General features: G+C 47.2%; 29 protein-coding genes and 1 pseudogene. 13 read left to right on the top strand and 17 right to left on the bottom strand.

Annotated elements, in window-relative coordinates; all coding sequences use genetic code 11:
• Positions 1 to 23: 23 nt before the first annotated feature.
• The 5 genes from HUX64_RS00145 to HUX64_RS00125 are packed head-to-tail and all read right to left on the bottom strand — an operon-like array spanning position 24 to position 2,513.
• Positions 24 to 1,025, bottom strand: coding sequence for a peptidylprolyl isomerase (locus HUX64_RS00145; protein WP_174624223.1), 1,002 nt, complete (start codon positions 1,023 to 1,025; stop codon positions 24 to 26).
• Positions 1,026 to 1,304, bottom strand: a complete 279-nt coding sequence (locus HUX64_RS00140) for a BolA family protein (RefSeq protein WP_174624222.1) — start codon at positions 1,302 to 1,304, stop codon at positions 1,026 to 1,028.
• Positions 1,301 to 1,603 (bottom strand): YciI family protein, encoded by a 303-nt coding sequence (locus tag HUX64_RS00135; RefSeq protein ID WP_174624221.1) that lies wholly within the window; start codon positions 1,601 to 1,603, stop codon positions 1,301 to 1,303. The genes HUX64_RS00140 and HUX64_RS00135 overlap by 4 nt, the downstream gene beginning before the upstream one ends.
• A 3-nt stretch (positions 1,604 to 1,606) precedes the next feature.
• Positions 1,607 to 2,143, bottom strand: coding sequence for a septation protein A (locus HUX64_RS00130; protein ID WP_174624220.1), 537 nt, complete (start codon positions 2,141 to 2,143; stop codon positions 1,607 to 1,609).
• A gap of 19 nt (positions 2,144 to 2,162) precedes the next feature.
• A complete protein-coding gene (locus HUX64_RS00125; protein WP_174624219.1) occupies positions 2,163 to 2,513 on the bottom strand; it encodes a hypothetical protein in 351 nt (116 codons plus the stop codon).
• A 119-nt stretch (positions 2,514 to 2,632) separates the two neighbouring features.
• On the opposite strand from HUX64_RS00125, the gene HUX64_RS00120 reads away from it, so the two are divergent.
• The 9 genes and pseudogenes from HUX64_RS00120 to HUX64_RS00085 all read left to right on the top strand — a co-directional run bounded on the left by HUX64_RS00120 (position 2,633) and on the right by HUX64_RS00085 (position 12,021).
• On the top strand, positions 2,633 to 2,932 hold the full coding sequence (locus HUX64_RS00120) for a DUF1244 domain-containing protein (RefSeq protein ID WP_174624218.1): 300 nt from the start codon (positions 2,633 to 2,635) through the stop codon (positions 2,930 to 2,932).
• A 259-nt stretch (positions 2,933 to 3,191) separates the two neighbouring features.
• Positions 3,192 to 3,923: a Crp/Fnr family transcriptional regulator gene (locus tag HUX64_RS00115; RefSeq protein ID WP_174624217.1), complete on the top strand. Its 732-nt coding sequence runs from the start codon at positions 3,192 to 3,194 to the stop codon at positions 3,921 to 3,923.
• Positions 3,924 to 4,059: 136 nt separating this feature from the next.
• Positions 4,060 to 7,155: a PAS domain S-box protein gene (locus HUX64_RS00110; RefSeq protein WP_174624216.1), complete on the top strand. Its 3,096-nt coding sequence runs from the start codon at positions 4,060 to 4,062 to the stop codon at positions 7,153 to 7,155.
• 12 nt (positions 7,156 to 7,167) lie between these two features.
• On the top strand, positions 7,168 to 8,013 hold the full coding sequence (locus HUX64_RS00105) for a response regulator (protein WP_246246843.1): 846 nt from the start codon (positions 7,168 to 7,170) through the stop codon (positions 8,011 to 8,013).
• 136 nt (positions 8,014 to 8,149) lie between these two features.
• Positions 8,150 to 8,923 (top strand): non-homologous end joining protein Ku, encoded by a 774-nt coding sequence (ku, locus tag HUX64_RS00100; protein WP_174624215.1) that lies wholly within the window; start codon positions 8,150 to 8,152, stop codon positions 8,921 to 8,923.
• 3 nt (positions 8,924 to 8,926) lie between these two features.
• Positions 8,927 to 9,520 (top strand): DNA polymerase ligase N-terminal domain-containing protein, encoded by a 594-nt coding sequence (locus tag HUX64_RS00095; protein WP_174624214.1) that lies wholly within the window; start codon positions 8,927 to 8,929, stop codon positions 9,518 to 9,520.
• Between the two features lie 50 nt (positions 9,521 to 9,570).
• A complete protein-coding gene (gene ligD, locus HUX64_RS19000; RefSeq protein WP_217426368.1) occupies positions 9,571 to 10,419 on the top strand; it encodes a non-homologous end-joining DNA ligase in 849 nt (282 codons plus the stop codon).
• A 209-nt stretch (positions 10,420 to 10,628) separates the two neighbouring features.
• Positions 10,629 to 11,421 (top strand): annotated as a pseudogene (locus HUX64_RS18990) (DNA polymerase domain-containing protein).
• Positions 11,422 to 11,820: 399 nt separating this feature from the next.
• Positions 11,821 to 12,021, top strand: coding sequence for a hypothetical protein (locus HUX64_RS00085; protein WP_174624213.1), 201 nt, complete (start codon positions 11,821 to 11,823; stop codon positions 12,019 to 12,021).
• A 328-nt stretch (positions 12,022 to 12,349) separates the two neighbouring features.
• On the opposite strand, the gene HUX64_RS00080 is transcribed toward HUX64_RS00085, so the two are convergent.
• The 6 genes from HUX64_RS00080 to HUX64_RS00055 form a co-directional block, all read right to left on the bottom strand.
• Entirely contained in the window at positions 12,350 to 13,012 is a 663-nt protein-coding gene (locus HUX64_RS00080; protein ID WP_174624212.1) for a peroxiredoxin family protein, read from the bottom strand.
• A 53-nt stretch (positions 13,013 to 13,065) separates the two neighbouring features.
• On the bottom strand, positions 13,066 to 14,061 hold the full coding sequence (gene trhO / locus HUX64_RS00075) for an oxygen-dependent tRNA uridine(34) hydroxylase TrhO (RefSeq protein WP_174624211.1): 996 nt from the start codon (positions 14,059 to 14,061) through the stop codon (positions 13,066 to 13,068).
• A 553-nt stretch (positions 14,062 to 14,614) separates the two neighbouring features.
• Positions 14,615 to 15,499 carry a glucose-1-phosphate thymidylyltransferase RfbA gene (gene rfbA, locus HUX64_RS00070; RefSeq protein ID WP_174624210.1) on the bottom strand — a complete coding sequence of 295 codons (885 nt, stop codon included), beginning with the start codon at positions 15,497 to 15,499 and terminating at the stop codon, positions 14,615 to 14,617.
• 2 nt (positions 15,500 to 15,501) lie between these two features.
• Entirely contained in the window at positions 15,502 to 16,389 is an 888-nt protein-coding gene (gene rfbD / locus HUX64_RS00065) for a dTDP-4-dehydrorhamnose reductase (protein ID WP_174624209.1), read from the bottom strand.
• The gene (rfbB, locus tag HUX64_RS00060) at positions 16,386 to 17,450 is read right to left on the bottom strand and encodes a dTDP-glucose 4,6-dehydratase (RefSeq protein WP_174624208.1); all 1,065 of its coding nucleotides are present in this window, start codon (positions 17,448 to 17,450) and stop codon (positions 16,386 to 16,388) included. The genes rfbD and rfbB overlap by 4 nt, the downstream gene beginning before the upstream one ends.
• 222 nt (positions 17,451 to 17,672) lie before the next feature.
• On the bottom strand, positions 17,673 to 17,996 hold the full coding sequence (locus HUX64_RS00055) for a VanZ family protein (RefSeq protein WP_174624207.1): 324 nt from the start codon (positions 17,994 to 17,996) through the stop codon (positions 17,673 to 17,675).
• A 689-nt stretch (positions 17,997 to 18,685) separates the two neighbouring features.
• Here HUX64_RS00055 and HUX64_RS00050 point away from each other — a divergent pair.
• Together HUX64_RS00050 and HUX64_RS20290 are read left to right on the top strand one after the other, a co-directional pair.
• Complete coding sequence (locus HUX64_RS00050) at positions 18,686 to 18,856, top strand: hypothetical protein (protein WP_174624206.1); 171 nt, start codon at positions 18,686 to 18,688, stop codon at positions 18,854 to 18,856.
• A complete protein-coding gene (locus HUX64_RS20290; RefSeq protein ID WP_174624374.1) occupies positions 18,835 to 18,996 on the top strand; it encodes an MGMT family protein in 162 nt (53 codons plus the stop codon). The genes HUX64_RS00050 and HUX64_RS20290 overlap by 22 nt, the downstream gene beginning before the upstream one ends.
• Here HUX64_RS20290 and ald read toward each other — a convergent pair.
• Positions 18,993 to 20,105, bottom strand: a complete 1,113-nt coding sequence (gene ald / locus HUX64_RS00040) for an alanine dehydrogenase (protein WP_174624205.1) — start codon at positions 20,103 to 20,105, stop codon at positions 18,993 to 18,995. The two genes, HUX64_RS20290 and ald, sit on opposite strands and share 4 nt — an antisense overlap.
• Positions 20,106 to 20,564: 459 nt before the next feature.
• Positions 20,565 to 21,188, bottom strand: coding sequence for an NAD(P)H:quinone oxidoreductase (gene wrbA, locus HUX64_RS00035; RefSeq protein ID WP_174624204.1), 624 nt, complete (start codon positions 21,186 to 21,188; stop codon positions 20,565 to 20,567).
• Between the two features lie 252 nt (positions 21,189 to 21,440).
• Between wrbA and HUX64_RS00030 the strand changes: the two genes are divergently transcribed.
• A complete protein-coding gene (locus HUX64_RS00030) occupies positions 21,441 to 22,124 on the top strand; it encodes a type 1 glutamine amidotransferase domain-containing protein (RefSeq protein ID WP_174624203.1) in 684 nt (227 codons plus the stop codon).
• A 13-nt stretch (positions 22,125 to 22,137) separates the two neighbouring features.
• Here the strand turns inward: HUX64_RS00030 and alkB are convergent, their stop codons facing one another.
• From alkB to HUX64_RS00015, 3 genes are read right to left on the bottom strand one after another with little or no spacing between them, the layout of a single operon-like run.
• Positions 22,138 to 22,791 carry a DNA oxidative demethylase AlkB gene (gene alkB / locus HUX64_RS00025; protein ID WP_174624202.1) on the bottom strand — a complete coding sequence of 218 codons (654 nt, stop codon included), beginning with the start codon at positions 22,789 to 22,791 and terminating at the stop codon, positions 22,138 to 22,140.
• A 10-nt stretch (positions 22,792 to 22,801) separates the two neighbouring features.
• Positions 22,802 to 23,551, bottom strand: coding sequence for a 2OG-Fe(II) oxygenase (locus tag HUX64_RS00020; protein WP_174624201.1), 750 nt, complete (start codon positions 23,549 to 23,551; stop codon positions 22,802 to 22,804).
• On the bottom strand, positions 23,548 to 24,081 hold the full coding sequence (locus HUX64_RS00015; RefSeq protein WP_246246842.1) for a methylated-DNA--[protein]-cysteine S-methyltransferase: 534 nt from the start codon (positions 24,079 to 24,081) through the stop codon (positions 23,548 to 23,550). Before HUX64_RS00015 ends, HUX64_RS00020 begins: the two co-directional genes overlap by 4 nt.
• A gap of 325 nt (positions 24,082 to 24,406) precedes the next feature.
• Between HUX64_RS00015 and HUX64_RS00010 the strand changes: the two genes are divergently transcribed.
• Positions 24,407 to 25,291 (top strand): LEA/WHy family protein, encoded by an 885-nt coding sequence (locus HUX64_RS00010; RefSeq protein ID WP_174624199.1) that lies wholly within the window; start codon positions 24,407 to 24,409, stop codon positions 25,289 to 25,291.
• A 112-nt stretch (positions 25,292 to 25,403) separates the two neighbouring features.
• Here the strand turns inward: HUX64_RS00010 and HUX64_RS00005 are convergent.
• On the bottom strand, positions 25,404 to 25,916 hold a 513-nt coding region (locus HUX64_RS00005; RefSeq protein WP_246246841.1), incomplete at its 5' end, for a TPM domain-containing protein.

Below are 25,916 nucleotides of genomic sequence, written 5' to 3'. Positions count from 1 at the left end.
CCCTTTTTAAATACAGTAATTATTTATTTCTTGGGTTCAGCAGGAGTTGCCGGATTTGTTTCTTTTACTGCTCCAGCTGGAGCAGCTTTTTCACCGCTTTCTCCTGTAGTAGCCGGTTGCGCTGGGGGAGCCGCAGGTTCCGTAACGGCAGGTGCAGAAGTTTCAGGTTTGGGCTTTTCCTCCGTCAGCGGCACCAGAATTTCTACTTTGGCCTGTTTGCGTCGAGCCTCCAGCATGTTCTGGACTTTTTGGCGTTGCAGGTAAGGCATAAGCTGTTCTTTTACTGCTTCTAGAGGAGGAGGGGTTTGGACACGGGAATCCTCTTTTAAAATTATATGCCAGCCAAACTGGGTTTTAACAGGCGTTTTAGTATATTGGCCTTTTTCAAGTTTAACCAGCGCTTCCGAAAAGGGAGCCACCATTTGCGTGGAAACAAACCAGCCTAAATCGCCGCCATTTTGCGACTCTTTAGCATCGAGAGAATACTTGTTCGCTAGTTTGGCAAAATCTGCGCCTTTGTTTAACTGTGCGATAATCTTTTTAGCTTCTGCTTCAGTCTTGACTAGAATATGACGCGCTTTGTATTCAGTACCTTTTTCACTGGCTACCTTACTCTCATATTCTGCTTTAACATCCGTATCCGTTACCGGATTAGCCTTAAGAAAGTCTTGCAGAGCGGCCTGGGAAAGTATTGATCTTCTGGCAACGTCAAGCTGGGCTATAACTTCCGGCGATTTATCCAGGTTTTTTTGTAAGGCATCCTGAACCAGCAATTCCCGCTGAACCAACTCCTCGACTAATTTTTCTTTGGGGAAAGTTTGTCCGTGACTACGCTCGGCAATGTCTTTTTCCAACTCTGCAAGGGCGGATTTGCTGATGTACTGGCCGTTGACAACGGCCACAGCATCGGCTTTTTCAATAGGCGTTGCCGTAGAGGTGCTCGTTGTACCGGCAGTTTTTTGTTGATTACAGCCGGCAATCAATACGGTACCGGCCACAAGCAGAGGGATTATTTTTTTTTTCATTTACAAGCTTCCTTTAGTATCTTCGGAGGGTGAAAGGGCATTAATACCTAATGCGTGAATCTGCTGCTTCATCATATCGCCCAGCGCTTTATAAACCAACTGGTGCCGCTGAACTAAGGATTTGCCTTCAAAGGCTTGAGCTACAATGGTGACATGAAAGTGACCGCCGCCGCTTTGGCTGCCTGCATGTCCGGCATGTGCCGCGCTATTGTCTATGATTTCTATTAGTGCAGGCTTAAATGCCGCAGTTAATGCTTGTTTAATTAATTCAGATGTCATTGTGGAAAGATCTTTTTGAAAGGTTTGACTGAAACCCTGGCGTAAACTTCGGCTTCCCTGTAAGGGTCTGCATTCGCCCATTGTTGAGCATCCTGAAGACTATCAAATTCAGCAATTATCAAACTGCCGGTAAAACCGGCCAAGTCCGGATTGTCGCTATCCACGGCAGGATGGGGTCCGGCTAAAAGCAGCCTTCCGGCGTTCTGAAGTTCCTGTAGCCTGGAAATATGGGCGGGTCGAGCTGATAGCCTCTTTTCCAGACTATCCGCCGTGTCCTCGCAGACAATTGCATATAACACGATTTATTCCTTTGCCTCCGGAATGTATTTATATAAAAAAATCATTTGCAGCAGAATAAAAACAGCCATTAATCCGGGTACGCCGAAAGTTTTGAAAGTAACCCAGTCCTCGGTGCTGTAATTATACATGACATAAAGATTGATAAAGCCTATGCTGATAAAAAAGCAGCCCCACATCGTATTGAGGCGTTTCCATATTACCGACGGCAAGGCTAGATTGTCAGACATCATTCTTTCAATAATTGGTTTTTTGCCAATAAATTGACTGCCTAAAAAAACTACGCCGAATAACCATTCTATGATGGAAAGCTTCCATTTGATAAATTGCTCATCCTGCAAATAAAGGGTGGCCCCTCCCATAACCAGAATCAGAGCCAGAGTAATCCATTGCATGATTTCAACTTTATGGTATTTAAACCACGTGAAGGTCACCTGAACAATAGTGGCAACAATAACGACAGCAGTTGCTGCATAAATATCGTAGAGCTTAAATACTATAAAAAATAAAATAACCGGAAAAAATTCAAAAAGCTGTTTCATATTATGTAGTTAAGTAAGGTCAGGCATAAATATCTATTCCCTGGATCAACTTGGCAGACTGTTCCTGAAGAGGCTTATTGAGCTCCTGATGGTAGGCCGTAAGCGCTCTTAAAGTTCTTGTATCAATAATGTTAATGTTATCCCGTTTTGCCTCATTAAGGCTTGAGCCGGGATTAATTAGAGTTTGCCTGATTCCTGCTGACGAATAGGCAGGCACGATTGACTTGTCCGATTTTTTTTTGTCAAGCGCTTTTTTAGCAATCGATAGTTCATTGTCCGCATTTGTGTTTCGTGCCTTGTTGTTTTTATCGACCTGCTGTCGATTAAAACCAATAGGTGAAAAAGCTAATGAGGAGCTGTGAATTTTCATACATGAGCGGACGGCTTATGCAAACTGGATATATTTTCTATTGTAAAATCTTTAGCGAAGAATGTACATGACCCGATAGTAGTTTCTGCTAGAATAATTCTAAATTTTGGAGGAAGCCCATGGATAAAAATATTCAAACAGAATTGGAAGCCGCCACGTTCAGACGTTTAGTCAGCCATTTACAAGAGCATACTGAAGTTCAAAACATTGAGTTAATGATTTTGGCTGATTTTTGCCGAAATTGTCTGGCGAAATGGTATGCGGCAGCTGCGTTAGAGCGGGGCGTAGCGGTGGATTATGAACAAGCCCGAGAGCTTGTTTACGGCATGCCTTATAAGGAATGGCAAGCTAAATTTCAACGCCAAGCGACGGCCGAGCAATTAGCCGCGTATGCGCGTAAACAACAGCCAGCATCATAAAAGACCACTATCGGCTGTCAAGTTTTTATTCCTGGCGTGCAACATTTCAAAGTTTTTCCCAACTATCGAAAAATATATTTGCCTCCTTAAACTGGACTATTAAGGCTTGAACAGCACTGGATCGGATATTGAAAAAAGCGGCCAGGATAAGCATCAGGCTAAAGTTGTAGAGTTTTTGCAGCATACGTACAAGCAGTTTTATTTAACGAAAATATTTATACTTTTTGGATTGCGCTTTTAATCAATTTTTGAGCCATGTATGCCGAATAGCAAAATACAAAATCATCTTCTCGCCACGCTGCCGGCGGATGCATTTGAACGTATCGCGCCTTTTTTAGATCCCATCTTCCTGTCTCTCGGCGAAGTGCTCTATGAAGCAGGAGCCAAGCTGCAACACATCTATTTTCCTACTACGGCTATTATATCCGTGCACAATATTATGGAAAATGGCTCGTCCATAGAAATCATCGGGGTGGGCAATGAAGGTATGCTCGGCATTTCCCTGCTAATGGGCGGCGATACCCTGCCAGGCCTGGCTGTTGTTAATACGGCCGGCCATAGTTATCGGCTTAAAGCGCAGATCTTGCTGAGCGAATTTAATTCCTCCCGCTCCATGATGAATTTAATCCTGAGCTACACGCAGGCGCTTATTGTCCACATCTCTCAGAATGTGGTTTGCAATCGATATCATACAGTGGAGCAGCAACTATGCCGCTGGCTGTTGCTGACGCTTGATCGATTACCGTCAAATGAATTGACCATTACCCAGGAGTTAATAGCCAGTATGCTCGGCGTGCGCCGCGAAGGCATTACGGAAGCGGCGGGGAAATTGCAGCGCGCCGGAATGATCAGTTATCGCCGGGGTCATATTTCCGTCCTCGACAGATCGGGCCTTAAAGCTCGCGTCTGTGAGTGTTATGACGTAGTAAAAAGTGAACAAGAACGCCTGCTCTGCAATGTGCGGTACGATAAGCGAACAGTCCGGCCTTAAAAGCGCAGCCTGTTTACCCGGATAGCCGGAAATGAGGCTGTTATTTTTGACTTTTTTGACCTGGGGCAGCATTTGATTCATTCACTATACTACAGTATTAATCGTAGAATATTACCACTGGAATAAAGGTAAGTTTTTGAAAACATTTTATAAAAAAATATCCTGGCTCTGTGATGTCAGCCTGTTGATTGTCTTGGGGATCGGCCTATTACTGGCATTTTTTACCTTCGAGCATAGCGAAGAAGCGGCGGCGTGGCGCAAGCACAGCTTCATGTTATTAGAAAAAGCCAATAGCCTGTTGTCCAAATTGGAAAATGCGGAAACCGGACGGCGCGGCTATTTATTAACCCGTGACGCAAGCTATCTCGAACCGGGTGTGGAAGTGCGCGGCACTATTAAACAGCAGATGGATGAATTATATCAGATGACCCGGGACAATCCTGTGCAGATAGCGCGCCTTAAAGCATTATCACCATTGGTGGAAGCCCATGCAGCCCTTCTGGATGAGGCGATTGAATTGTCTAATAAGCAGCATTCCCAAGGCTCGATAGAGGTATTTTCAGGAGGAGAAGGCAGAAAATTAATGACTTCCATTCGCAACGAGTTAAGACGGTTTATTAAAGTTGAGGATGATATACTCGCGCAACGCGATGCACGGTTTCACACAAGCATGCAGCGATTATTCGTAAATCTCACGGTCATAAGCGGAGGAGGGCTGCTGATAGCGGTGTTAATGGGCTTTCTGCTGTATCGGGAATCCCAGCGGCGGCTCGATGCTCTGGCGTATGCGGAAGCTCAGCGGCATCTTGAAATGCAGAGAGCAGCTAACAAGCAACTCGAGCTAAGCAATGCTGAGCTGAAGGTCAAGGAGGAGAAACTGGCAGTAACGCTTAACTCTATCGGCGATGCGGTAATGACTACTGATGCCGAGGGACGAGTGACTAATCTCAACCCGCTCGCCGAATTATATACCGGCTGGTCTTTGCAGGAAGCGAGGAGCCGCCCGATCGCGGATGTTTTTAACATTATCAATCAGGAAACCCGTCAACCCGCCGCTATTCCGGTGATGGAAACCTTAAAGCACGGTATCATAAAAGGTCTGGCCAATCATACCGTATTGATTGCGCGGGACGGCAAGGAATACGTCATCGCTGATAGTTGTGCTCCCATTCATGACCTCGACGGTAAGGTAATCGGCGCGGTGCTGGTATTTCGCGATGTAACGCAAGAATATGCCGCCCAGCAGGCGTTAAATAATAGCGCCGCGCGCATCCAGACCCTCCTTGATACAGTCGTGGATGGCATTCTTACTGTCGATGAGCGTGATGGCATGATTGAAACTGTAAATCACGCAGTTGAGCGTATTTTCGGCTATTCTGCAGTTGAGCTTATCGGTCAAAACTTCAGCCTGCTAATACCCGAGCTGAAATTTAACCAGGGCAAAGGTTCGCTTGGATTTTACAGTGCCACGGATGAGGAGCGCACTGCCGATACCGGACGCGAAGTTGAGGGAAGGCGTAAAGACGGGAGCAGCTTTCCTATAGATATGGCGGTGAGTGAAATGTGGTTGGGAGGGCAGCATTATTTCACCTGCATATTACGCGACATTACAGTGCGCAAGCGTATAGAGGCTGAACAGGCGCTACTTGAACAACGTTTGCGCGACCAGCAGTTAAATACCCGCTCGCTTATTGAATCCAACGTGGATGCGCTGGCTACCATCGATCCGCTCGGCATTATTGCTGATGTTAACCAGCAGATGGAACTGCTGACCGGCTGCTCCCGCGATGAGCTGATCGGCACATCGTTCAAGAATTATTTCACTGACCCGAATTTCGCCGAAGCTGTGAACAAGCGGGTGCTGAACGAGAAAAAGCTTATCGACTATGAGCTTACAGCGCGAGCCAGAAATGGTGCAGAAAAGGTAGTCTCCATTAATGCCGCTACCTTTTATGACCGGAGCGGAAAGCTGCTGGGCATATTTGCCGCCGCGCGCGACGTTACCGAGCGGAAGCGTTTTGAACAAAAGCTGTATGAAAATAATATCGAGCTGGAGGCTGCAAAAACTGCGGCGGAAAAAGCTAATCTGGCGAAATCGGATTTTCTGTCCCGAATGAGCCATGAGCTGCGCACTCCCCTCAATGCCATCCTGGGTTTTGCCCAGTTATTGGAGGCAGGTTCACCTCCGCCCACGGCTATCCAGAGTGTCAGGCTTCACGAGATTCTTAAGGCTGGCTGGTATCTGCTTGACCTGATCAATGAAATTCTTGATCTGGCGGTCATTGAATCAGGAAAAGTGTCGCTGTCGCAGGAACCCTTGTCTATAATTGAAATCATGCATGAATGTCAGACCATGATTGAACCGGAGGCGAAAAATCGGGGCATTCAGCTATCCTTTCATGAATTTGATTGTGATTTGTTTGTCATGGCAGATCGAACCCGCATGAAACAGGTTCTGATTAATCTGCTTTCCAACGCAATTAAATACAATCGGGAGCAAGGTAAGGTCGAAGTGAAATGCAGCGTGATTTCTCCGGAGCGTATCCGCATCAGTATCACCGATACCGGCGAAGGCATAACGCCTGAAATGCTGGGGCAGCTTTTTCAGCCATTTAACCGTCTTGGCCAGGAAAACGGCGCTCAGGAAGGTACCGGCATCGGCCTGGTCGTAACCAGGCAGCTTGTCGAACTGATGGGCGGCACTATCGGCGTGGAAAGTACGGTGGGCGTAGGAAGCGAGTTCTGGATTGAATTGATCAGACATGTTTCGGCGCAATCCGCGCATGAAAAAACCGGCGTCCTTGCTTTTGCTCCCCACTACCTGACTGATGCCTCTTCACGCACCCTGCTGTATGTGGAGGATAATCCGGCCAATTTACTTTTAGTCGAGCATCTTGTTTCGGATTATCCCAACATACGCCTGTTGCAGGCGAAAAATGGCAAGCTGGGCATTGAACTTGCCCGCACTCATCAGCCCGATATGATTCTGATGGATATTAATCTGCCTGGACTCAGCGGCATGGAAGCTTTGAAAATTTTGCGGGAAGATCCCGCGACAGCGCATATTCCCATTGTTGCACTCAGCGCGAATGCCATGTTTCGGGACATTGAAAAAAGCATAAAAGCCGGATTCTTCAAATACCTCACCAAACCCATCAAACTGGAAGAACTTATGAATACGCTGAATGAGGCGGTGAAACTTGCGGAAGCAGGATCAGTCAATTCAAAATAAAACAGGTAATATATGATGGTTAGCAAATCAGACATTCTCAACGCCAGCATATTGATCGTTGATGACCAGAAATCCAATCTCCTTCTGGTGGAAGAAATGCTTCAACAGGCAGGCTATATGCATATTGAATCGACCACCGACCCCAACAAAGTTGGACGGCTTCATCATACTAACCACTACGATTTGATCCTGCTTGATCTTCTTATGCCGGGCAAGGATGGTTTTCAGGTGATGGAAGAACTTAAAGAGATTGAGGCAGATAGTTATCTTCCTGTCCTGGTAATCACCGCCCAACCCGATCATAAATTGCGCGCCTTACAAGCCGGCGCCAAGGATTTTGTCACTAAGCCGTTTGATCTTGTCGAAGTTCAGACGCGTATTCATAATATGCTCGAGGTGCGCCTGCTGTACAAGAAACTGGAGAATTACAATAAGGAACTGGAACAGACGGTTCTGGAGCGAACCGCCGAATTACGGGAAAGCGAAGCGCGCGCGCGCCGTCTTACCGAATTGTCATCCGATTGGTATTGGGAACAGGATGAAAATGGCCATTTTACCAAAATTTATGGCCCGGTTCTGGAAATGCTCGGTATTGAGGCTGGCGACTTGCTGGGAGAAACAGTGGAAGATAAGGCAGTAGTGGATAAATCGCGCTGGAATGCAGCTGAAAGGGAAGCGCTGGACGCGAATCTTGCAGCCAGAAAGCCGTTTCTGGATTTTGTTTACACGCGCACCAATCCAAATGGCTCCCATCAGTATTTGATGGTTAGCGGTGAGCCGATGTTTGATACGTCGGGGCGCTTCATCGGTTATCGGGGAATCGGCAAGGATGTCACGGAATCGATGCATTCCGGTTAATATCCTTGAACGCTACGATTGAAAAAACCAGTGTTTCAGGATTTTAGCGCTGCTAAGGCTAACTTGATTGTTACAGGTAGGGGGAAATCAGCTCAATATAAAGTGCATTTCAAAAGTTGATCTTGACGGTGAAATTATGAAATCAATCTGGACGGGTGCAATAGGTTTCGGTCTGGTCAATATACCGGTAAAGCTCTACAGCGCTGTTGAATCCAGTGAACTTGACCTGGATATGCTTGATAAAAAAGATCATTCCCCTATCGGGTTTAAGCATGTGAGTGAACGCAGCGGCAAGGAAGTGAGCTGGGAAAATATTGTTAAAGGATATAAATTGAATGATGAGTATGTGATTCTTAGCGATGAGGATTTCGAAAAAGCCAGCGTAGAAAAGTCTAAAATCATTGCTATTTCCGATTTCGTCAATGAAGATGAAATTGACAGCATTTATTTTGAAACCCCCTATTATGTTGAGCCGGATAAATCCGGCGAGAGAGCGTATGCCTTATTGCGTGAAGCCTTGATGAAAACACAAAAGGCCGGTATCGCCACGTTCGTAATGCGCAGCCGGGAAAATCTGGCAATTTTGCGAGCTGACGGCGATGTCATCATTTTAAATAAAATACGCTTTGCCGAGGAAATTCGGGATGCTTCTGAACTGGCTTTACCTGCCAGAACCGGTCTGAAGAAAGACGAGCTGGAAATGGCCGTTTCACTGATTAATCAGCTTTCCGGCGACTTTGATATTACTGCCTATAAGTATACCTATACCGACACGTTATTAAAGCTGATAAAAGCCAAGGCAAAAGGAGTTAAAACCAGAACGCCGCATTTGAAAGTGGTACCTACAAAATCTACGGATCTAATGGCACAATTAAAAGCCAGCCTGAATAATCGTAAAAAAGTTTCCTGAGTTATGACGCTTGAAGAGTATCGGCAGAAAAGGAATTTTAAAAAGTCGCCTGAACCGCAAGGAAAAGCGGCAAATGATGCCGGCAAATTAATCTTTGTCGTGCAGCGGCATAAAGCGTCGCGTCTGCATTATGATTTCAGACTGGAAATGGAAGGCGTTTTAAAAAGCTGGGCCATACCCAAAGGCCCTTCGCTAAATCCCGCTGATAAAAGACTGGCCATGATGGTAGAAGATCATCCTTATGATTATAAGGATTTTCAAGGCCTCATCCCGGCCGGAAACTACGGCGCCGGCATAGTTGAAATATGGGATCAGGGCAATTACACCGCTAGTGAAAATTCAGGCAAGGACGCGGAAAAACAATTAGTGAAGGCATTAAAAGCCGGGCATTTAAAAATCACTTTGCGCGGTAATAAGCTGAAAGGTGAATTTGCCCTGGTCAAGCTAAAGGCAAAAAAAGATAACGCCTGGCTGCTGATCAAGCATAAGGATAAATATGCGGTGCCGGACGATTATGACAGCGAAGCCGATACGCCAAAAGATTCTCCCATCAATAAATGGCTAAGTGCAAACAGTCAGGATAAAAAAAAATCCTGAAAAAACCTGCGCCAGCCCCCGCCAGAAAACTCCAGAACTATATACCGGCCATGCTGGCCAAAGAAACTGAAGAGCCTTTTGATGACAAGGACTGGATATTTGAAACTAAATGGGATGGATACCGGGCAATCGCTGAATTAAATAAAGCTGATGTAAAGCTGTATTCCCGAAACGGGAATTTATTCAATGCCGCTTATCCTGAAGTAATAGACGCCTTGGCGCAAATGGCTATTGATGCGGTAATTGATGGAGAAATTGTGGTCATGGATGAAGCGGGCAATCCCAATTTTCAGTTATTGCAGCATTATGGCGAAGACAGAGCGCATCCGATTTATTACTATGTATTTGATGGCTTAAAAATAAATGGCCAATCCGTCATGCAGCTTCCCCTCCTTGAAAGAAAAGAAAAATTACGGACGCTTTTAAAGGAGAGTGACATTATTAAATACTCTGACCCTATTGAAGAACAGGGCAAGGCAATGTTTGCGCTTGCCGGGGAGAAAAATAGGGAAGGCATTATGGCAAAAAAGGCCGACAGCAGGTATTTACCCGGCCGACGCACTGCCAACTGGTTAAAAATAAAATATCATAAAACCATGGACGCCATAATAGGCGGGTTTACCGAGCCTGCGGGGGAAAGGAAATATTTTGGCGCCCTGGTGCTGGGTTTAAAGCAGGGAGATACCCTTGAATATATCGGACATACCGGCTCGGGATTTAATGCTTCGCTATTAAAAAAAATCTATGAGCAGCTACAGCCGTTGATCACTTTTCAATCTCCCTTTGATGAAAGAGTAAAAACCAATACGCCGGTAACCTGGGTAAAACCTGCTATCGTGTGTGAAGTCAAATTTACCGAGAAAACCAGGGACGGCAAGTTGCGTCACCCATTTTTATAAGAATACGGGACGATAAATCCGTCGAGGATACTACTCTGAACAGCTCAAAAACTGTTACCAAAAGACAGGCTGAAATAGAAAGTACAGAAGAAAAAAAGGACGCCGTGATTTCTTTTGGACGCCTGAAAGTTCCTGTAACGCACTGGGGCAAATCATTCTGGCCTGAAGAAAAAATTACTAAAGGCGATGTGGTCAATTACTATTTAAGCATGGCGGACTACATGTTGCCGTATTTAAAAAATCGTCCCCAGTCTTTAAAAAGAAATCCGGGCGGCATAACCGATAAAGGCTTTTTTCATAAGGATGCCGGAGGATGTGCCTGCCTTTGTGCAGACCATCGCTCTTCATTCAGAATCTTCCGATAAGGAAATTGATTATATTGTCTGCAACAACAAGGCGACCTTGACTTATCTTAACAACCTGGGCTGCATAGAAATCAATCCCTGGCACTCAACCATTCAGGCTCTGGAGCGTCCTGATTACTTGATAATTGATATTGATCCCTCCGATAAAAATACCTTTGAAGAGGTCATTGACGCGGCGAATGTGGTTCATGAAATTCTGGAAAAGGCAGGGGCTGCCAATTTTTGTAAAACCTCAGGCGCTACCGGTTTGCATGTCTATATTCCTACCAGAAAAAAATACACCTATGATCAATTGAAAGACTTTGCCGAATTGATTTGTGTCCTGACTCATGAACAGTTACCTGAAACAACCAGCACGGAAAGGAGTATCAGCAAACGCGGCCATAAAATCTACATGGATCACTTGCAAAACCGCAAGGGCCAAACTATAGCCGCTGCATACAGCCTGAGGCCTTATCCCGGAGCCACAGTGTCAACTCCGCTAAAATGGGAAGAAGTAAAGCTTGGATTAATCCCGGCCCAGTTTACTATTCATACTGTACCGGCCAGAGTGCAAAAGACCGGCGATTTATTTAAAGGCGTTCTCGGTAAAGGAATAAATTTAGACAAATGCTTGAAAAAAATGGCCAACTTTTAGAGTAATCTACCTTATCAGTGTTTCTACTTTTCAATAGACAAAGCTGAACGGTATTGAAGCGCGGCATTAATGCATTCACGGAAAATAAGGATTTACTGACCGAATATTCACTAAATCTTTTTAAAAAAGCCAATGAAAATATAAATATACGGGATATTACTTATTGACTTAATCTTCCAGAAAGGTAAGGTATATAGCTATGGATTTTTAGTTAACGAGCATTATTTATTTAACAAAAGTTCGATAATTTAATTTTTCAGGAGCTGTTAAATTTAATAAGCTGCAGGTACTTGTACCACTTTTAATTTAATCGGACTTTTTTGCTTGTTACGCTATTGATTCATAAACTTTGCTGTAATCATAACTTAACCGTTTATTTTAAAATAAAGGGGAAATATTATGACAGGTACAACTGAAGGCGGAAAAAAAGCTGCACAAAAGCGCGGCCATGAAAGCTTGAGCGAAGCAGGCCGCAAAGGCGGAAAAGCTGCTGATCACGAGCAAGCTGCGAAGACTCGAGGCCACGAAAGTCTAAGTGAAGCAGGCCGCAAAGGCGGCGAGCATTCACAGGGCGGCAAATCCAAGAAAAATGAAAAGTAATTTTCATTAATGAATGGCTTAGTTCTTCCGGGCTAAGCCATTTTTTACTCGATCAGCTGCATAATTCTTTCCATAGCTGATAAAACTACCATGAACTTTAAATCAAATCGGCTTGCCGATTCCGGACTTCGGTATGAACCGACTGCAACCAGCCAAGCGTCGTTGCTTTACTTGGGACGCGGCAGGCCTCGTCCCGATCAGGAGGTTCATCTCAAAGACATGTTTCCTTGTTGCTTAAATTTATTGGAATCTATCATAAGGAAATCTTCAGACGAGTTATCTGTCTTTACTGGCAAAATAAGCGCTTTATAACTTCCGTCCGCGTTACTTATTCCTCCAATAACTCTTTTATATTCTCTTCCAGTTCAGGGTAAGCACCAAATGCGCAAGCGCGTAGTCGTCCCTGTTTATCGATGAGGATATGTGAGGGGGTGCCTTTTAACTCGAAAGTCTCAAAGGTTTCTGCGTGATAGCTTAGCGCTTCAAAATAATGCTGCACTTGCAGACGGATTTGTTGTTGATAAAGTGGAGGTTTTTGCTCAAAATCTGGAATACGCTCCCTGATAAAGGCCGCAACTTCGTTATCAGTTATGCCGCCTTGGCGTTTGCTCAAACGATCCATAGCCAAAGGGAAAGGGATAGGATAGGGCAAGCGCCCCGCTATTGTTAATTTGCCGTGCTGACTTAATGCCCGTAAGGTTTCGCCTGTAACTTCACCTTTTTCAGCCAGCCTGGTTAAATTTTCCAGATTGTTTTTATCAAAATCTTCAAATGCAGTGGCTATTCCCACTACCACTAAACCATGATTTGAATATTTCCGGTACAGATTTACAGCTTGCGGTAAAGAGTACAGAAAACAACCCGGACAGTTCACCTGGAATACTTCCACCAAAATGACCTGGCCTGATAACTCATCTAAAGTGACCGGTTCACCCTGAACCCAGGCAGCTACTGACAATGGAGGAGCTTTTTGTCCTATTCTTGCTTTCATTATTTACTCCTCACTAAAACTGCTGATTTTTTGCCTGGCTGGCCGTTTGAAATTCAGGATGTTTTCAGCTTCTGTTCTTCCAGGGCTTCTTGCTGGCGTTTAAACTTGGCTTCACGACTGGCAGCCAGCGCTTTGGCTGCATCAGAACCCATATGGGCAATGCCTTGCCTTCCGGCCAACTCCATTTGTTTTTGCCGCTGCATAAAGCGCGCCTTCTGCTCGAGCGTAATCTTGTCGTAACAATGCGGACATGCACATCCTTGTTGATATCTATCACTGGCCTTGTCTGCTGCTGTGATTGGCATGCGGCAGGCATGGCATTGATCATAATGGCCTTTTTCAAGTTGCAGATTAACCGTTACCCGGTCATCAAAAACAAAGCATTCACCTTCCCATAGCGTTTCCTGTTCAGGCACTTCTTCCAGATATTTTAATATGCCGCCTTTGAGATGATAGACTTCTTCAAATCCTTGTTCTTTTAAGTAGGCGGTTGATTTTTCGCAACGAATCCCGCCCGTGCAGAACATGGCAATCTTTTGGTGTCTTTTGGGGTCGAGGTTATTCTTTGCATAACGGGGGAATTCCCTGAAGCTTTCGGTGCCAGGATTAATGGCGTTTTTAAATGTGCCGACTTTAACTTCATAGTCATTGCGGGTATCCACCAGAATGACATCGGGATCAGAAATCAGTTCGTTCCAATCGCGCGGATTGACGTACGTGCCTACCACTCGTTTAGGGTCTATCCCTTCAACGCCCAGAGTGACAATTTCTTTTTTCAGTTTAACTTTGGCGCGCTTAAAAGGCTGGCTGTCAGTCAGGGATTCTTTATGATCAATATCGGCAAGGCGCGGGTCGCTGCGCAACCAGTCCAGCAGATTATTTACGGCTTGACGGGATCCGGCTACGGTACCGTTTATACCTTCTTTAGCCAGCAGCAAGGTTCCGCGAAGCTGATTGCTTTCCATGAAAGCATGCAGCGGTTGCCGGAGGGATTGATAGTTTTCCAGGGTAACAAATTTGTATAGGGCGCAAACGACTAGTTGAGGCATACAGTATTCCAGGTGGCAAGCCGGAAATTAAATTCAGGCAGAAAAAATTTATTATACTTAAACAGATGAATTTTGTCGGCTATAACAATAGCTTAATGCTACAACTTTCAAAGTTGCGCTTGTAATGTATTGGTAAATAGTTTTGCAGGCCTGTTTTTCGGCTTTTGATTCGGCCTTTTGAAACCGTTCGCCTTGAGCCTGTCGAAAGTGATGTGCCTACACTAAACCGGCCTCACCCTTAACCCTATTTAAAAGAAGGAGTGAGATCATGAGCCAAGGAAAACGAAAATTTAGACTCCTGAATTCAGCGAACCAGCGATAAAACGCGCCACTACATCCGTACAACCGATGCCGCCCGCCGGACCTTCGAAGGCAAATCAACCAAAGAAATTCAGCCTTGCTTGAAACGCTACAGCGGCCGCGAACTTTATCCGCTTATTCTGGCGCATCTCAAAGGTACGGCTTGTGCTACTTGAGATAGGAAGGTCAATGCCGTGTCGGAAAGTTTTTTCCTCTCTTGAAAGCCGAGCCGATTCACCGGGATAGTTTCTGCTTAATACACCTTTTCATGAAGCAAGCTGAGCAGGTATTGACCGTAGCCCGACTTTACTAATGGTTTGGCCAGTGTTTCAAGCTGTGCATCATTGATCCAGCCATGACGCCAGCTGATTTCTTCCGGTGCTGCCACCTTCAATCCCTGACGCCGCTCGATAGTCTGGATGAATTGACTCGCTTCCAGCATCGACTCGTGCGTGCCGGTATCAAGCCAGGCATAGCCTCGTCCCATAGTTTCTACATCCAGACTCCCCTGCTCCAGGTAGCGTCGGTTTAAGTCGGTGATTTCGAGTTCGCCGCGTGCGGAAGGACAAATGGATTTGGCCAGTTCGACTACTTGCTCGTCATAAAAATAAAGCCCCGTCACCGCATACCGGGATTTTGGTTGTTCAGGTTTTTCTTCAAGACTGATGGCTCTTCCCATATTATTAAACTCCACGACGCCGTATCGTTCAGGATCATGGACGGCATAGGCAAATACGGTGGCGCCTGTACTCCGGTTATCGGCATTTTTAAGCAAGCTGGCGAGATCATGACCGTAAAAAATATTGTCTCCTAAAACCAGCGCCGAGGGAGTATCGCCGATGAAGGCTTCGCCAATCAGAAAGGCCTGTGCCAGACCATCAGGTGAAGGTTGTACGGCGAAAGAGAGGTTGATGCCCCATTGGCTGCCTTCTCCCAGCAATTGCTCGAAGCGGGGCGTGTCTTCGGGAGTGGAAATGACCAGAACCTCACGGATGCCCGCCAACAGCAGGGTAGAAAGGGGATAATAGATCATCGGTTTGTCAAAAATCGGCAGCATTTGCTTGGACATCGCCTGCGTGGCCGGGTAAAGCCGGGTGCCGGAGCCGCCGGCAAGGATAATGCCCTTTCGTTTTGTCATTGTTAATAGTCTCCCAGAGTTTCTTTCAGCATTCGATTTATATGAACCTGCCAAGCCGGCAAATAAAGATCAAAGGCATTCTGCAATTTCGTCGTATCCAGCCGAGAACTCTTCGGTCGAGCCGCTGGCAACGGGTAATCTGCCGTTGCAATTGCCCTCACTTCAGAAGGTCTGACTTTAAGCAGTTGCCCCAGCGCCTGGGCTTGGGCAAGCACATGACAGGCATAACCATGCCAAGTGGTCGCACCGTCGGCAGTCAAATGATAAAGCCCGGCCAGTTCGGGTTTTTGCATGGCTTGATGTAAAGCCTGTGCGGTAATATCGGCAATGAGCTCGGCGCTGGTTGGCGCGCCCCATTGATCGGAGACAATCTGCAACTGCCCACGCTCTTTAGCAAGACGCAGCATGGTTTTGGCAAAATTATTGCCGCGTGCGGCATACACCCAGCTGGTGCGAAAAATAAGCGCCTTGCAACCACTTGCCTGAATAAGACGCTCGCCTTCCAGTTTGGTGCGGCCATATACACTTAACGGTCCCGTTGCATCGGCTTCTGTGTAGGAAATTTCCTGGCGTCCATCAAATACATAATCAGTGGAGTAATGCACCAGCCATGCCCCTGTAGATTTAGCTTCATCAGCCATGACAGAAGGCGCAATGGCATTGATACGATAAGCGAGATCAGGCTCTGATTCCGCTTTATCCACGGCAGTATAAGCTGCGGCGTTTACAATTACCTCGGGTGTAAAATTGCGAAGGGCATGACGCAGCGATTCAGCATCGGCCAGATCAGCTTGGCGCCGATCAACAGCCGCTACTTCACCCAGTGCCGCCAAGCTGCGCTGAAGCTCCCAACCCACCTGACCGTTGCCGCCCAAAATTAAAATTTTCATACTCGGGATTCGTAATTACGCGCCACCCAGTCCCGGTACGCCCCGCTTAAAACATTCGCTACCCAGGGCTGATTATCCAGATACCACGTTACCGTTTTGCGAATACCGGTTTCAAACGTCTCTGCCGGCTTCCAGCCCAGCTCCTGCTCTATCTTTCCAGCATCAATGGCATAGCGCCGGTCATGGCCGGGACGGTCAGTAACATAGCTGATCTGGTCTTTGTAGGGTTTGCCATCGGCTCGTGGCCGGAGTTCATCCAGCAGCGAGCAAACAATATGTACGATTTCAATATTCGCCTTCTCGTTCCATCCGCCGATGTTATAGGTTTCACCCGGGCGACCCTTCGCCAGTACGCATCGGATGGCGCTGCAATGATCCTTTACATACAGCCAATCGCGAATTTGCAGGCCGTCCCCATAGACAGGCAGAGGTTTATCTGCCAGCGCATTCACGATAATGAGAGGAATCAGTTTTTCCGGAAAATGGAAAGGCCCATAGTTATTTGAACAGTTCGTCGTCAATACGGGCAAGCCGTAAGTATGATGATAGGCTCTGACCAGGTGATCCGAGGCGGCCTTGGAGGCGGAATAGGGGCTATTGGGTTCATACCGGTGAGTTTCGCTAAAAGCCGTATCGCCTTTGCCCAGCGAGCCGTATACTTCGTCAGTTGAAACATGGAGCAACCGAAACTCCGGTTTGGCGTTGCTTTCCAAATTATTCCAATAAGCCCGCACTGACTCTAACATTCGGAACGTGCCTACGATATTCGTCTGAATAAACTCTTCGGGACCATAAATCGAGCGGTCTACATGGGATTCAGCTGCGAAATTGATTACAGCTCTTGGCTGATGCTTGGCCAGCAGACGGCTAACCAGATCGAAATCCCCGATATCACCCTGCAAAAAAATATGGCGCTTGTCGCCTTGCAGCGAAGCCAGGTTTTCCAGATTACCGGCATAGGATAGAAGGTCCAGATTAAGGACGGGCTCATCACTATTAGCCAGCCAGTCCAGAACGAAATTCGCGCCAATAAAGCCTGCGCCGCCGGTAACAAGTATCATATATTTAGCCTTATAGTCGGGTTATTCCCGGAGTGAGTTGCAATAAATTTTTGGTGCCGTAACAAAAAATTAACCTGCCGTCTTTAGTTCAACTCGTGTTTAGCTTTTGCACTGTAAGCAAGCCCCTGCTTTATATTTTTATGCTATTTTTTATTGCCATTATTCCACAGATTGTACTAATTTTGCGCGCTCAGCGCTAACGGACAGGCAAAATTTGATGCCCTAAAACGTGGCTATCCCCAGCATTGACCCAAAAACATTCGCAACAGCGTCATGAAATGAGAAATGCCGGGTTGAAATAAACCAGTTCTGGCTATATTCGAAGATAAGCCCGGTCAGGCTGCAAACCAGCACGCCAATAAGCGTTACTAATAGTTGCTTTCTTTGTTTCGTAAAAGCCGACAGAAGCAAAATAGATAATGCTCCATGAGCGATAGCGTGAGCTACCAGACCCCAGGCAACAAATCCAAATGCTGGCCAAGAATCCGGGCGCAGCCACGGGTTCAGGTTGAGGAAGGCTAAGGCGACGAAATAGATAATCAGCAAGCGCTTTCATAATCTCAAGAGTTTTTTACTATAACTATTTTTTCACTATCATTGTAACAAATATTTCGAGCTGTTCATCGCCAATCCGGCTTGGTAGCAAAGCGGCACTAACAGTTTGAACAGTTGCTCGATAAATTGATCATAGCTCAACCGCTGGGGAAACCTGGATTTTACGGGCGCTGTAAAGGCTTCTGCTAAAACCGCTTAAGATTCGAAAAGTGAACGGCTGATATAGCCAAGGCAATCTCTTCATAACTTATCCAAGTGCGGTTGCGTTTCTTCTTGCCTTAGCCTGGTTGATGTTTTGCTATTCCGGCAAAGGTTTCGCAAAAACCCTCCACATCGCCATATAAGTACCTTAATTTCATCGGTAGAAGATTTTTATCGGGAAAATCAGCGTCGAAAACTTCTGTTCCATTTATAGCAAAAAGCTGCTCTTTTTTATCCCGAACTCAGGTTAAATTAGGGTATTATTTACCTGGACAACGGGGTTCGCTATAGCTTAATCGCCTGTTTGCCAATTAAATAAAGTAGCCCGGAATGTTATAAATGTCATTTATAATTCGCTGGATACAAAACTGCACAGGCGCTGAGGAAGTTTTAAAAATTCCAACTCTGGCAGGTAAACTTGTTTCAGGTACCCGGCAGGAGTAATAACTACAGCAGCCTGGGAAATAGATCAGGACTTTGTGCAGCATAGTGAGGTTATTGGCGCGCAAGAACATCACCTGTTACAGCAGTTAAATCAGTACTGGCTGCATAAAGATAAAACCATCACTATTAATTTGTTAGAGCAGGGGGTAGTTACAGAAATCCCGTTTGGCCCGAACTTTGTAAAATTCCCTTTGGCGAAACAATAACTTATTCGGCATTAGCCAAACAAATAGGATCGGCTGCGCGAGCCGTGGGTATAGCCTGCACGGATAATCCCTTTGCCGGAAGGTCGGAGAATTGTGCCTGTATTACGTTAATGATCCTAGGATATGACCCAATCGGCTAGCTCCTCAATGCCTGCATGGGATCAGTATATTCTAGACCAAACGCCTCAGCTACCGCAGGATAAGTCACCAAACCATGATAGGTATTGAGCCCGTATTGCAGCGCCGGATCCTTACGCACGGCGTCTAAGCCTTCATTGGCCAGACGCAGCGTATAAACAGCCGTTTGATTATTCAGCGCAAAGGTGCTGGTGCGCGGCACAGCGCCCGGCATATTGGCGACGCAATAATGCACTACGCCGTCTATTTCATAGGTCGGATTACTGTGAGTAGTCGCTCGCGTAGTCTCTACGCAGCCTCCCTGATCGACGGCCACATCCACAATTACCGAGCCTTTGTACATATTCGGCAACATGTTCCGCGTAATCAGCCAGGGCGCGCGCCCGCCTGGAATTAAGACTGCTCCAATCACGAGATCGGCTTCATAGATCACATCTTCGATATTATATTCATCACTGATACGCGTCTGTAATTGTCCTCGGTAAATGTCATCGAGGTATTTCAGGCGGGCGTGGCTAACATCCAGCACCGTGACGTGGGCGCCCAGACCAACGGCCACGCGCGCGGCATTGGTGCCGACAATGCCGCCGCCCAGAATGGCTACATTTGCCGGAGCGACGCCCGGCACGCCGCCTATTAACACACCGCGGCCGCCATGCGTTTTTTGCAGGTAGGTTGCGCCAACCTGAGTCGCCATCCGCCCGGCGACCTCACTCATGGGTGTTAATAAAGGTAATTGACCGGTTCGAGTTTGTACGGTTTCATAAGCAATCCCTGTGGTTCCACTTGCCAGCAGAGCATCGGTAAGCGGCTTGTTCGATGCCAGATGCAAATAAGTAAACAGAATCAGCTCTTGCCGCAGGAATTGGTATTCCGAGGCCACCGGCTCTTTGACCTTAACTACCATCTGCGCCGCCCACGCATCTTCCTCATAAGGGACAATTTTTGCGCCGGCAGACCGGTATTCTTCATCGGAAAGCGAACTGCCTTCACCCGCCCCGCTTTGCACCAAAACCTGATGCCCGCGCTTTATCAGGGCCTGGACTGCGCCTGGCGTCATGCCGGCGCGGTTCTCGTTATCCTTGATTTCTTTGGGTAGTCCTATGAGCATAATTTGACTCCTGATTGTAGATATTCATAGCTGCTTGTAATTGACAGAGGTATCGACATTGCCTTATTACTTTAGCGTAAATTAAGAACTACAGTGATTTTATTGCCGGGAATAAAAAAGCCTCCTGCTACACAAAATCGGGCTTTTTCATACGCTATTTTTCCATTCACCGCGAAAACTATGGCATGTATGGAATGATTGCAACGGTAAGGAAACTATCCACTATCGCAACAATAGCCAAAAAATTACCCCTGTCTTTACTCACGGAAGCTTTGCAAATATTTTGAAATAAACAACAGCAGAAACCGCAGACGAACCAGCAGCTAACGTTAATATCGAGAATTGCAATGCCATCTTGCCAGGCTCAATAAAGATAATAGGTTTATCAGAAAACCCGGAAAAAGTGGTTCAGCCGAAAAAAGGGAAAGAGTAGGTAGTAAAAGGCCAAACTTAAAGCAATCATTTGCTCTCGCTATTGCACGAGGCGGCCTGTTTCCTGGCTATATGGGCGACATGCCGGCCTTGAAAACGCGCAATTTTAAGTTCGTTCTCAGAAGGCTGGCGGCTGCCGTCTCCTCCTGCCAGTGTACTGGCGCCATAAGGCGAGCCGCCGGTAATTTCACTCATATTCATGATTTCCGCACAGGAGTAGGGTACTCCGACAATAATCATCCCGTGATGCAGCAAGGTGGTATGAAATGACGTAATAGTGGTTTCCTGGCCGCCATGCTGCGTGGCGGTGGATGTGAAGACGCTGGCCACTTTGCCGATCAGTCCGCCGCTGAGCCACAGCTGGCCGGTTTGATCCAGAAAATTGCGCATTTGAGCGCACATGTTTCCAAACCGTGTAGGCGTGCCGAAGATAATGGCATCATAGCCCGGTAGTTCATTCACCGTGGCGAGAGCTGCTTCCTGATCCAGTTTTGCGCCGGCTTTTTGAGCGATGTCTTTGGGCATGATATCCGGCACCCGTTTGATTGCGACATCGATTCCTTCCACACTGCCTGCTCCCTCGGCAACGGCCTTGGCCATGATTTCGGTATGACCATACATGCTGTAATATAGAACAAGAATTTTCGTCATTTCCCCTCCTTGCGAGGATGCACAAGAATAATTTTTAATCGGTATGGAAGTCAGGCAGCAAGGCAGAATTATCACTTAATCCCGCCAAGTCGGCAAGGAAACTCTTTGTTCAGCCAATCATTGAAATTGTTTGGCTACTGTTGCCGCAATTTCAGCGCTGAATCGGCTTTCAGGATTTTTTTGCTCTTGACACGGTCTATTGGGCCTCTTTACTGCTCTAAGCAACATAAGCAACGCTTTCGGGAGGTTTTCATGAAAATATTAATGGTACTGACATCGCATGATCAGCTCGGCGATACCGGTAAAAAAACTGGTTTCTGGCTTGAAGAATTTGCCGCGCCGTATTATGTATTTAAGGATAAAGGTGCCGGGATTACCCTGGCTTCGCCAAAAGGCGGGCAGCCGCCTATTGATCCGAAAAGCGATGAGCCTGATTCACAAACCGAAGCTGCGCGCCGCTTCAAAGAGGACAGGGAAGCTCAGGCTGCGCTCGCCGACACAATCGAACTTTCTACAGTAGTAGCAGAAGACTATGACGCGGTGTTTTATCCCGGAGGACATGGACCGCTATGGGATCTGGCCGAAGATATCCATTCCATCAAGCTGATAGAAGCCATGTACGCGGCCGGCAAGCCGGTAGCGGCTGTTTGCCATGCGCCCGGCGTATTGCGCCATGCCAGGGCACCCGACGGCTCTCCCCTGGTTAAAGGCAAACCGGTAACCGGCTTTAGCAATTCGGAAGAGGCAGCAGTCCAGTTGGCTGATATAGTGCCGTTTCTGGTCGAGGACGAGTTGATCAGGAAGGGCGGCAATTATAGCAAGGCGGATAATTGGCAGCCTTATGTCATCACGGACGGGAATCTGATTACCGGGCAAAATCCTGCCTCTTCAGCGCCTGCCGCTGTGGAAGTATTACGCAAGCTGCTAAAAACATAAAGCTTTTCGCAGCTTAGCCGGCTTTACGAAAAGTAAGATTAATCCTTTGTCTGCCAAGCAGAGGATGACAGTCGTCTTTAAGAGGCATGATGCCGTGATAGCGAAATCTGGTCGGGCCGCCCCAGACGACCACATCGCCATGCATAATCGGCACGCGGCCGGGTTTATCGGCCCGGCTCAAGCCGCCGAATAAAAACACGGCAGGAATGCCCAGTGAAACTGAAACAATCGGCTGGTCAAAATCCCGCTCGTTTTTATCCTGATGCAGCGAAAGCCTGGCTCCCGGCTCATAGCGATTGATAAGGCAGGCATCCGGCACGAAGCCGGTAAAGCCTGCCTGCGCTGCCGCCTTTTCCGCAAGCCTTGAAAATGACTCCGGCATCTGCGGCCATGGACGCCCCGTCAAAGGATCGATGGCGTCGTAACGATAGCCTGTGCTGTCCGAGACCCAGCCCAGGCCGCCGCAATTGCTCATGGCCACCGACATCCGAAAGCCGCCCAGCGTGATCATGTGGCGAAACGGAGCACTAGCGGTCACGGCCTCCAATTCGGCCCAGAGCTCCGCTTCATCCTGATTAGCAAAGCCGCGCAGAATCACCGCACCTGGCGCCAGCGGCTCCTGCCATGATTCGGCTACGCCGGGAAGATCGAATAGACTCATGGTCATTGAATCGCTCTTATAGCGCGTCATGGAAAATAATGCCGAGCGTATAGCGATGCCCCGAGCGAACGCGGCTGACGCCGTGGCGAAGATTGACTTTATAAATACCGCGAATACTCTGCATTGGGCGACGATGAACAGCGAAAATAACGGCATCGCCCTGGCGAAGCGGTACGACTTCCGGCCGCGCCTGCCTGCGCGGACGCTGTTCGGTTAGCACGAATTCACCGCCGGTGAAATCTGTTCCAGGCTCGGACAGTAAAATTGCCACCTGTAGCGGGAACACATGCTCGCCGTAGAGGTCTTGATGCAGACAATTATAATCGCCGGTCTGGTATTGAAGCAGCAGCGGCGTCGGCCTGATCTGTCCGGCTTCATGGCAGCGTGCGATAAAATCCGCATGCTGTGCCGGATAGCGAACATCAATGCCCATAGCTTCATTCCAGCGGTTGGCAAGCGGCGCAAGATGCGGGTAGATGGCCATCCGAAGGCCGTCGATCATATCGGGAAGCGGATAGCTGAAATACTTGTACTCGCCCTGACCGTAGCCATGCTGCTCCATAATTATACGGCGACGAAAAATAGCCTCTTTCGTGTATAGCTCTGCCAATGTCCGGCATTCGGCCGAAGAAATAAGATTTTCAAGCAGCGCGTTGCCTTGCGAGTCAAGGTCTTGTGAAACACGTTGCCACTCAAGGGCATTAACCCGTTCCGGGATAGGGGGTACGGAAACAATGTCAGTTTTGATTTTCGCCCTTACGGTCATAGCTTAGCTTCACGTTCGAGAAGGGCGCGCTTGCGCTCAACGCCCCAGCGATAGCCTGATAAGCCGCCGTCATTCCTTATTATGCGATGGCATGGAATGGCTATCGCCAACATATTGGCTGCGCAGGCTCCGGCTACTGCCCGGACAGACTTCGGCGCACCGATGCGCCGGGCAATGTCGGTATAGCTGGCTTTAGTGCCGGCCGGAATTTCGCGCAGGGCCTGCCACACCCGTTGTTGAAAAGCCGTTCCTTGCACATCGAGCGGCAAGTCAAGCCCTAGGATTGGCGCTTCAATAAAGGCTGCCACTTTGTCCATGAGTTGTTCGCATTCACTGTCGCCGCCCATCAATTCGGCATGCGGAAATCTGGCCTGCAGCGCTCGCACCAGAATTTCCGGGTCATCACCCAGAGTAATGGCGCATACGCCGCGTGTATTCATTGCGACAAGAATAGCGCCCAATGAACACTCCCCTAGAGTGAAATGTATTTCAGTAGTTACGCCGACGGTGCGGCAGCTCGACGGCGCCATGTCTGATATTGGGCCTAAAATTGGGCCGGCTGGTTTTGGGCTTTTGGCGGTATGGCTCATATAAAATCCTTACATCATTCAATCAGGGCAATGTAATTTAACAGTTTTCCGGCATTTTGCACGCCAGGTCTTGCTTTCAAATTCGAGCATAATTGTTGGGGAAAATTCCTTGGCAATCATTGAAAAGTTATGGCGCCTATACCCCTAAATAGCAAAAAAACGTGGAACTTTTTGCCGTAGCTTGCGGTAACAGTTTGGACGTATGCGGCTGTATTTGCTTAAACCAGGCTTTTATTGATGCCCCCGAACTCTTTGAAAAACCTTTATGAAAAAAAAATATTGGCTGGGATTACTGGTAGTTACAGGGCTTTTACTGTTGGGCTATGTGGGATGGAACTTAAGAAACGCCGAGGGCGAGGGAATACATTTATTGCCTGCCTTAAAAGTAGCGGCGATAAATAATGTAAATATCGAATCAGAAAGAATAAAAATGACCAGTAAAATTATTCTGAGCAATTCTCTGCCGATAAACATCAAAACCAAGCGTTTGGACTATAGCATTTTTATTGATTCCATAAAAGTCGCTGAAAGTTCCTACACCAAGCCTATTCTTATACATTCTTCAGATACTACGGTCATAGAAGTTCCCATCGAGATACTGAAAGAACCGATGGCCAGGTTATTGAAGCATTTTGAAAAACATAAGACAAAAACGGCCGATCATACTTTTAAAGCCGCCATCAAGGTAGATTTCCCGGTAGTAGGGGAAAAAGAATTTACTATGGCATTTAGCAAAAGGCTGCCGGTTTTCAGGCTCCCTAAAATGGAAACGGAAGATGTCGATGTCAATGCGCTCGGCTTTGACGAATCAAAAATCGACCTTGTAGCTCAAGTCAGCAATCCCAACCTTTTCCCTTTGAAAATGAAAGACGGAAGGTATTCCTTCACGGTGGATAATGATATTATTATGGAAGGCAGGCTGGAAAAGATTATAGCTATTCCTGCCAAAGGCTCATCATCCGTTTCGATGCATCTGGATCTAAAAACGACAAAAATGGGGAAATTTCTCTGGAAAATGCTGTTTGATAAAGCCGGAACGCCTTTTAAAATCAACTTCCGCTGTAAACTGTTGAGCGATAATAATATGCTCAAAAACAGCAATATGATTTTTAACATAACGGGTACTCTGGATGAGCTGAAAAAGAGCTAAAGGAGTGATGTGCAGGCGAAAATAAAATGCCTATAGAGCTTGACGTGCAAAGCCTCTCGTAGCATTTATTATTTCGACAGTTCCACCAATCCATTACGGTTATCCGCCTTTCTCATTGTTTTACAATAACGGGCTGGTCGGAAAGTTCATTAGGGTTATCGGCTTGCGGCGGAAAATGAGCAGCCAGCAAGTCCGTGATGCGGGCTATGCCTTCCAGCGACCCAAGCCGGAAATTCTGTGCCCGAAATGCGTCCTGCATAATCTGTGCTATCTGATTCCACTCAGTCTGCGCCACCTTTCGGGCAATGCCGCGGTCAGCAATGATATGGACTTCCCGATCGGCCAACAGCAGATAAATCAACACGCCGCTATTTTCTTCGGTGTCCCATATCTGCAGATTGGAAAAGACTTCCAGCGCACGCTGTTGAGCTGACATGCCGTGCCAGACCCGGCTGGACGCCAGTGCATTTTCAACGGCAAAACGAAGCTCTCCACGATGCTTGCGTTCAGACTGTTTTATGGCGTTTTCAATCTCCGTGAGCAGGTTTGCCGAAAAAGCCATACGCCAGCGCCAGGGTGGCATAAAAGTGTGAACCAGCCAGCGTTTGATATTCACCATCTTCCC

The organism is Candidatus Methylobacter favarea, from assembly GCF_902806695.1.
Taxonomy (GTDB): Bacteria; Pseudomonadota; Gammaproteobacteria; order Methylococcales; family Methylomonadaceae; genus Methylobacter_B; species Methylobacter_B favarea.
Note: the sequence above shows the minus strand (reverse complement) of the source record. Positions and strands in the feature narration are given on the sequence as shown.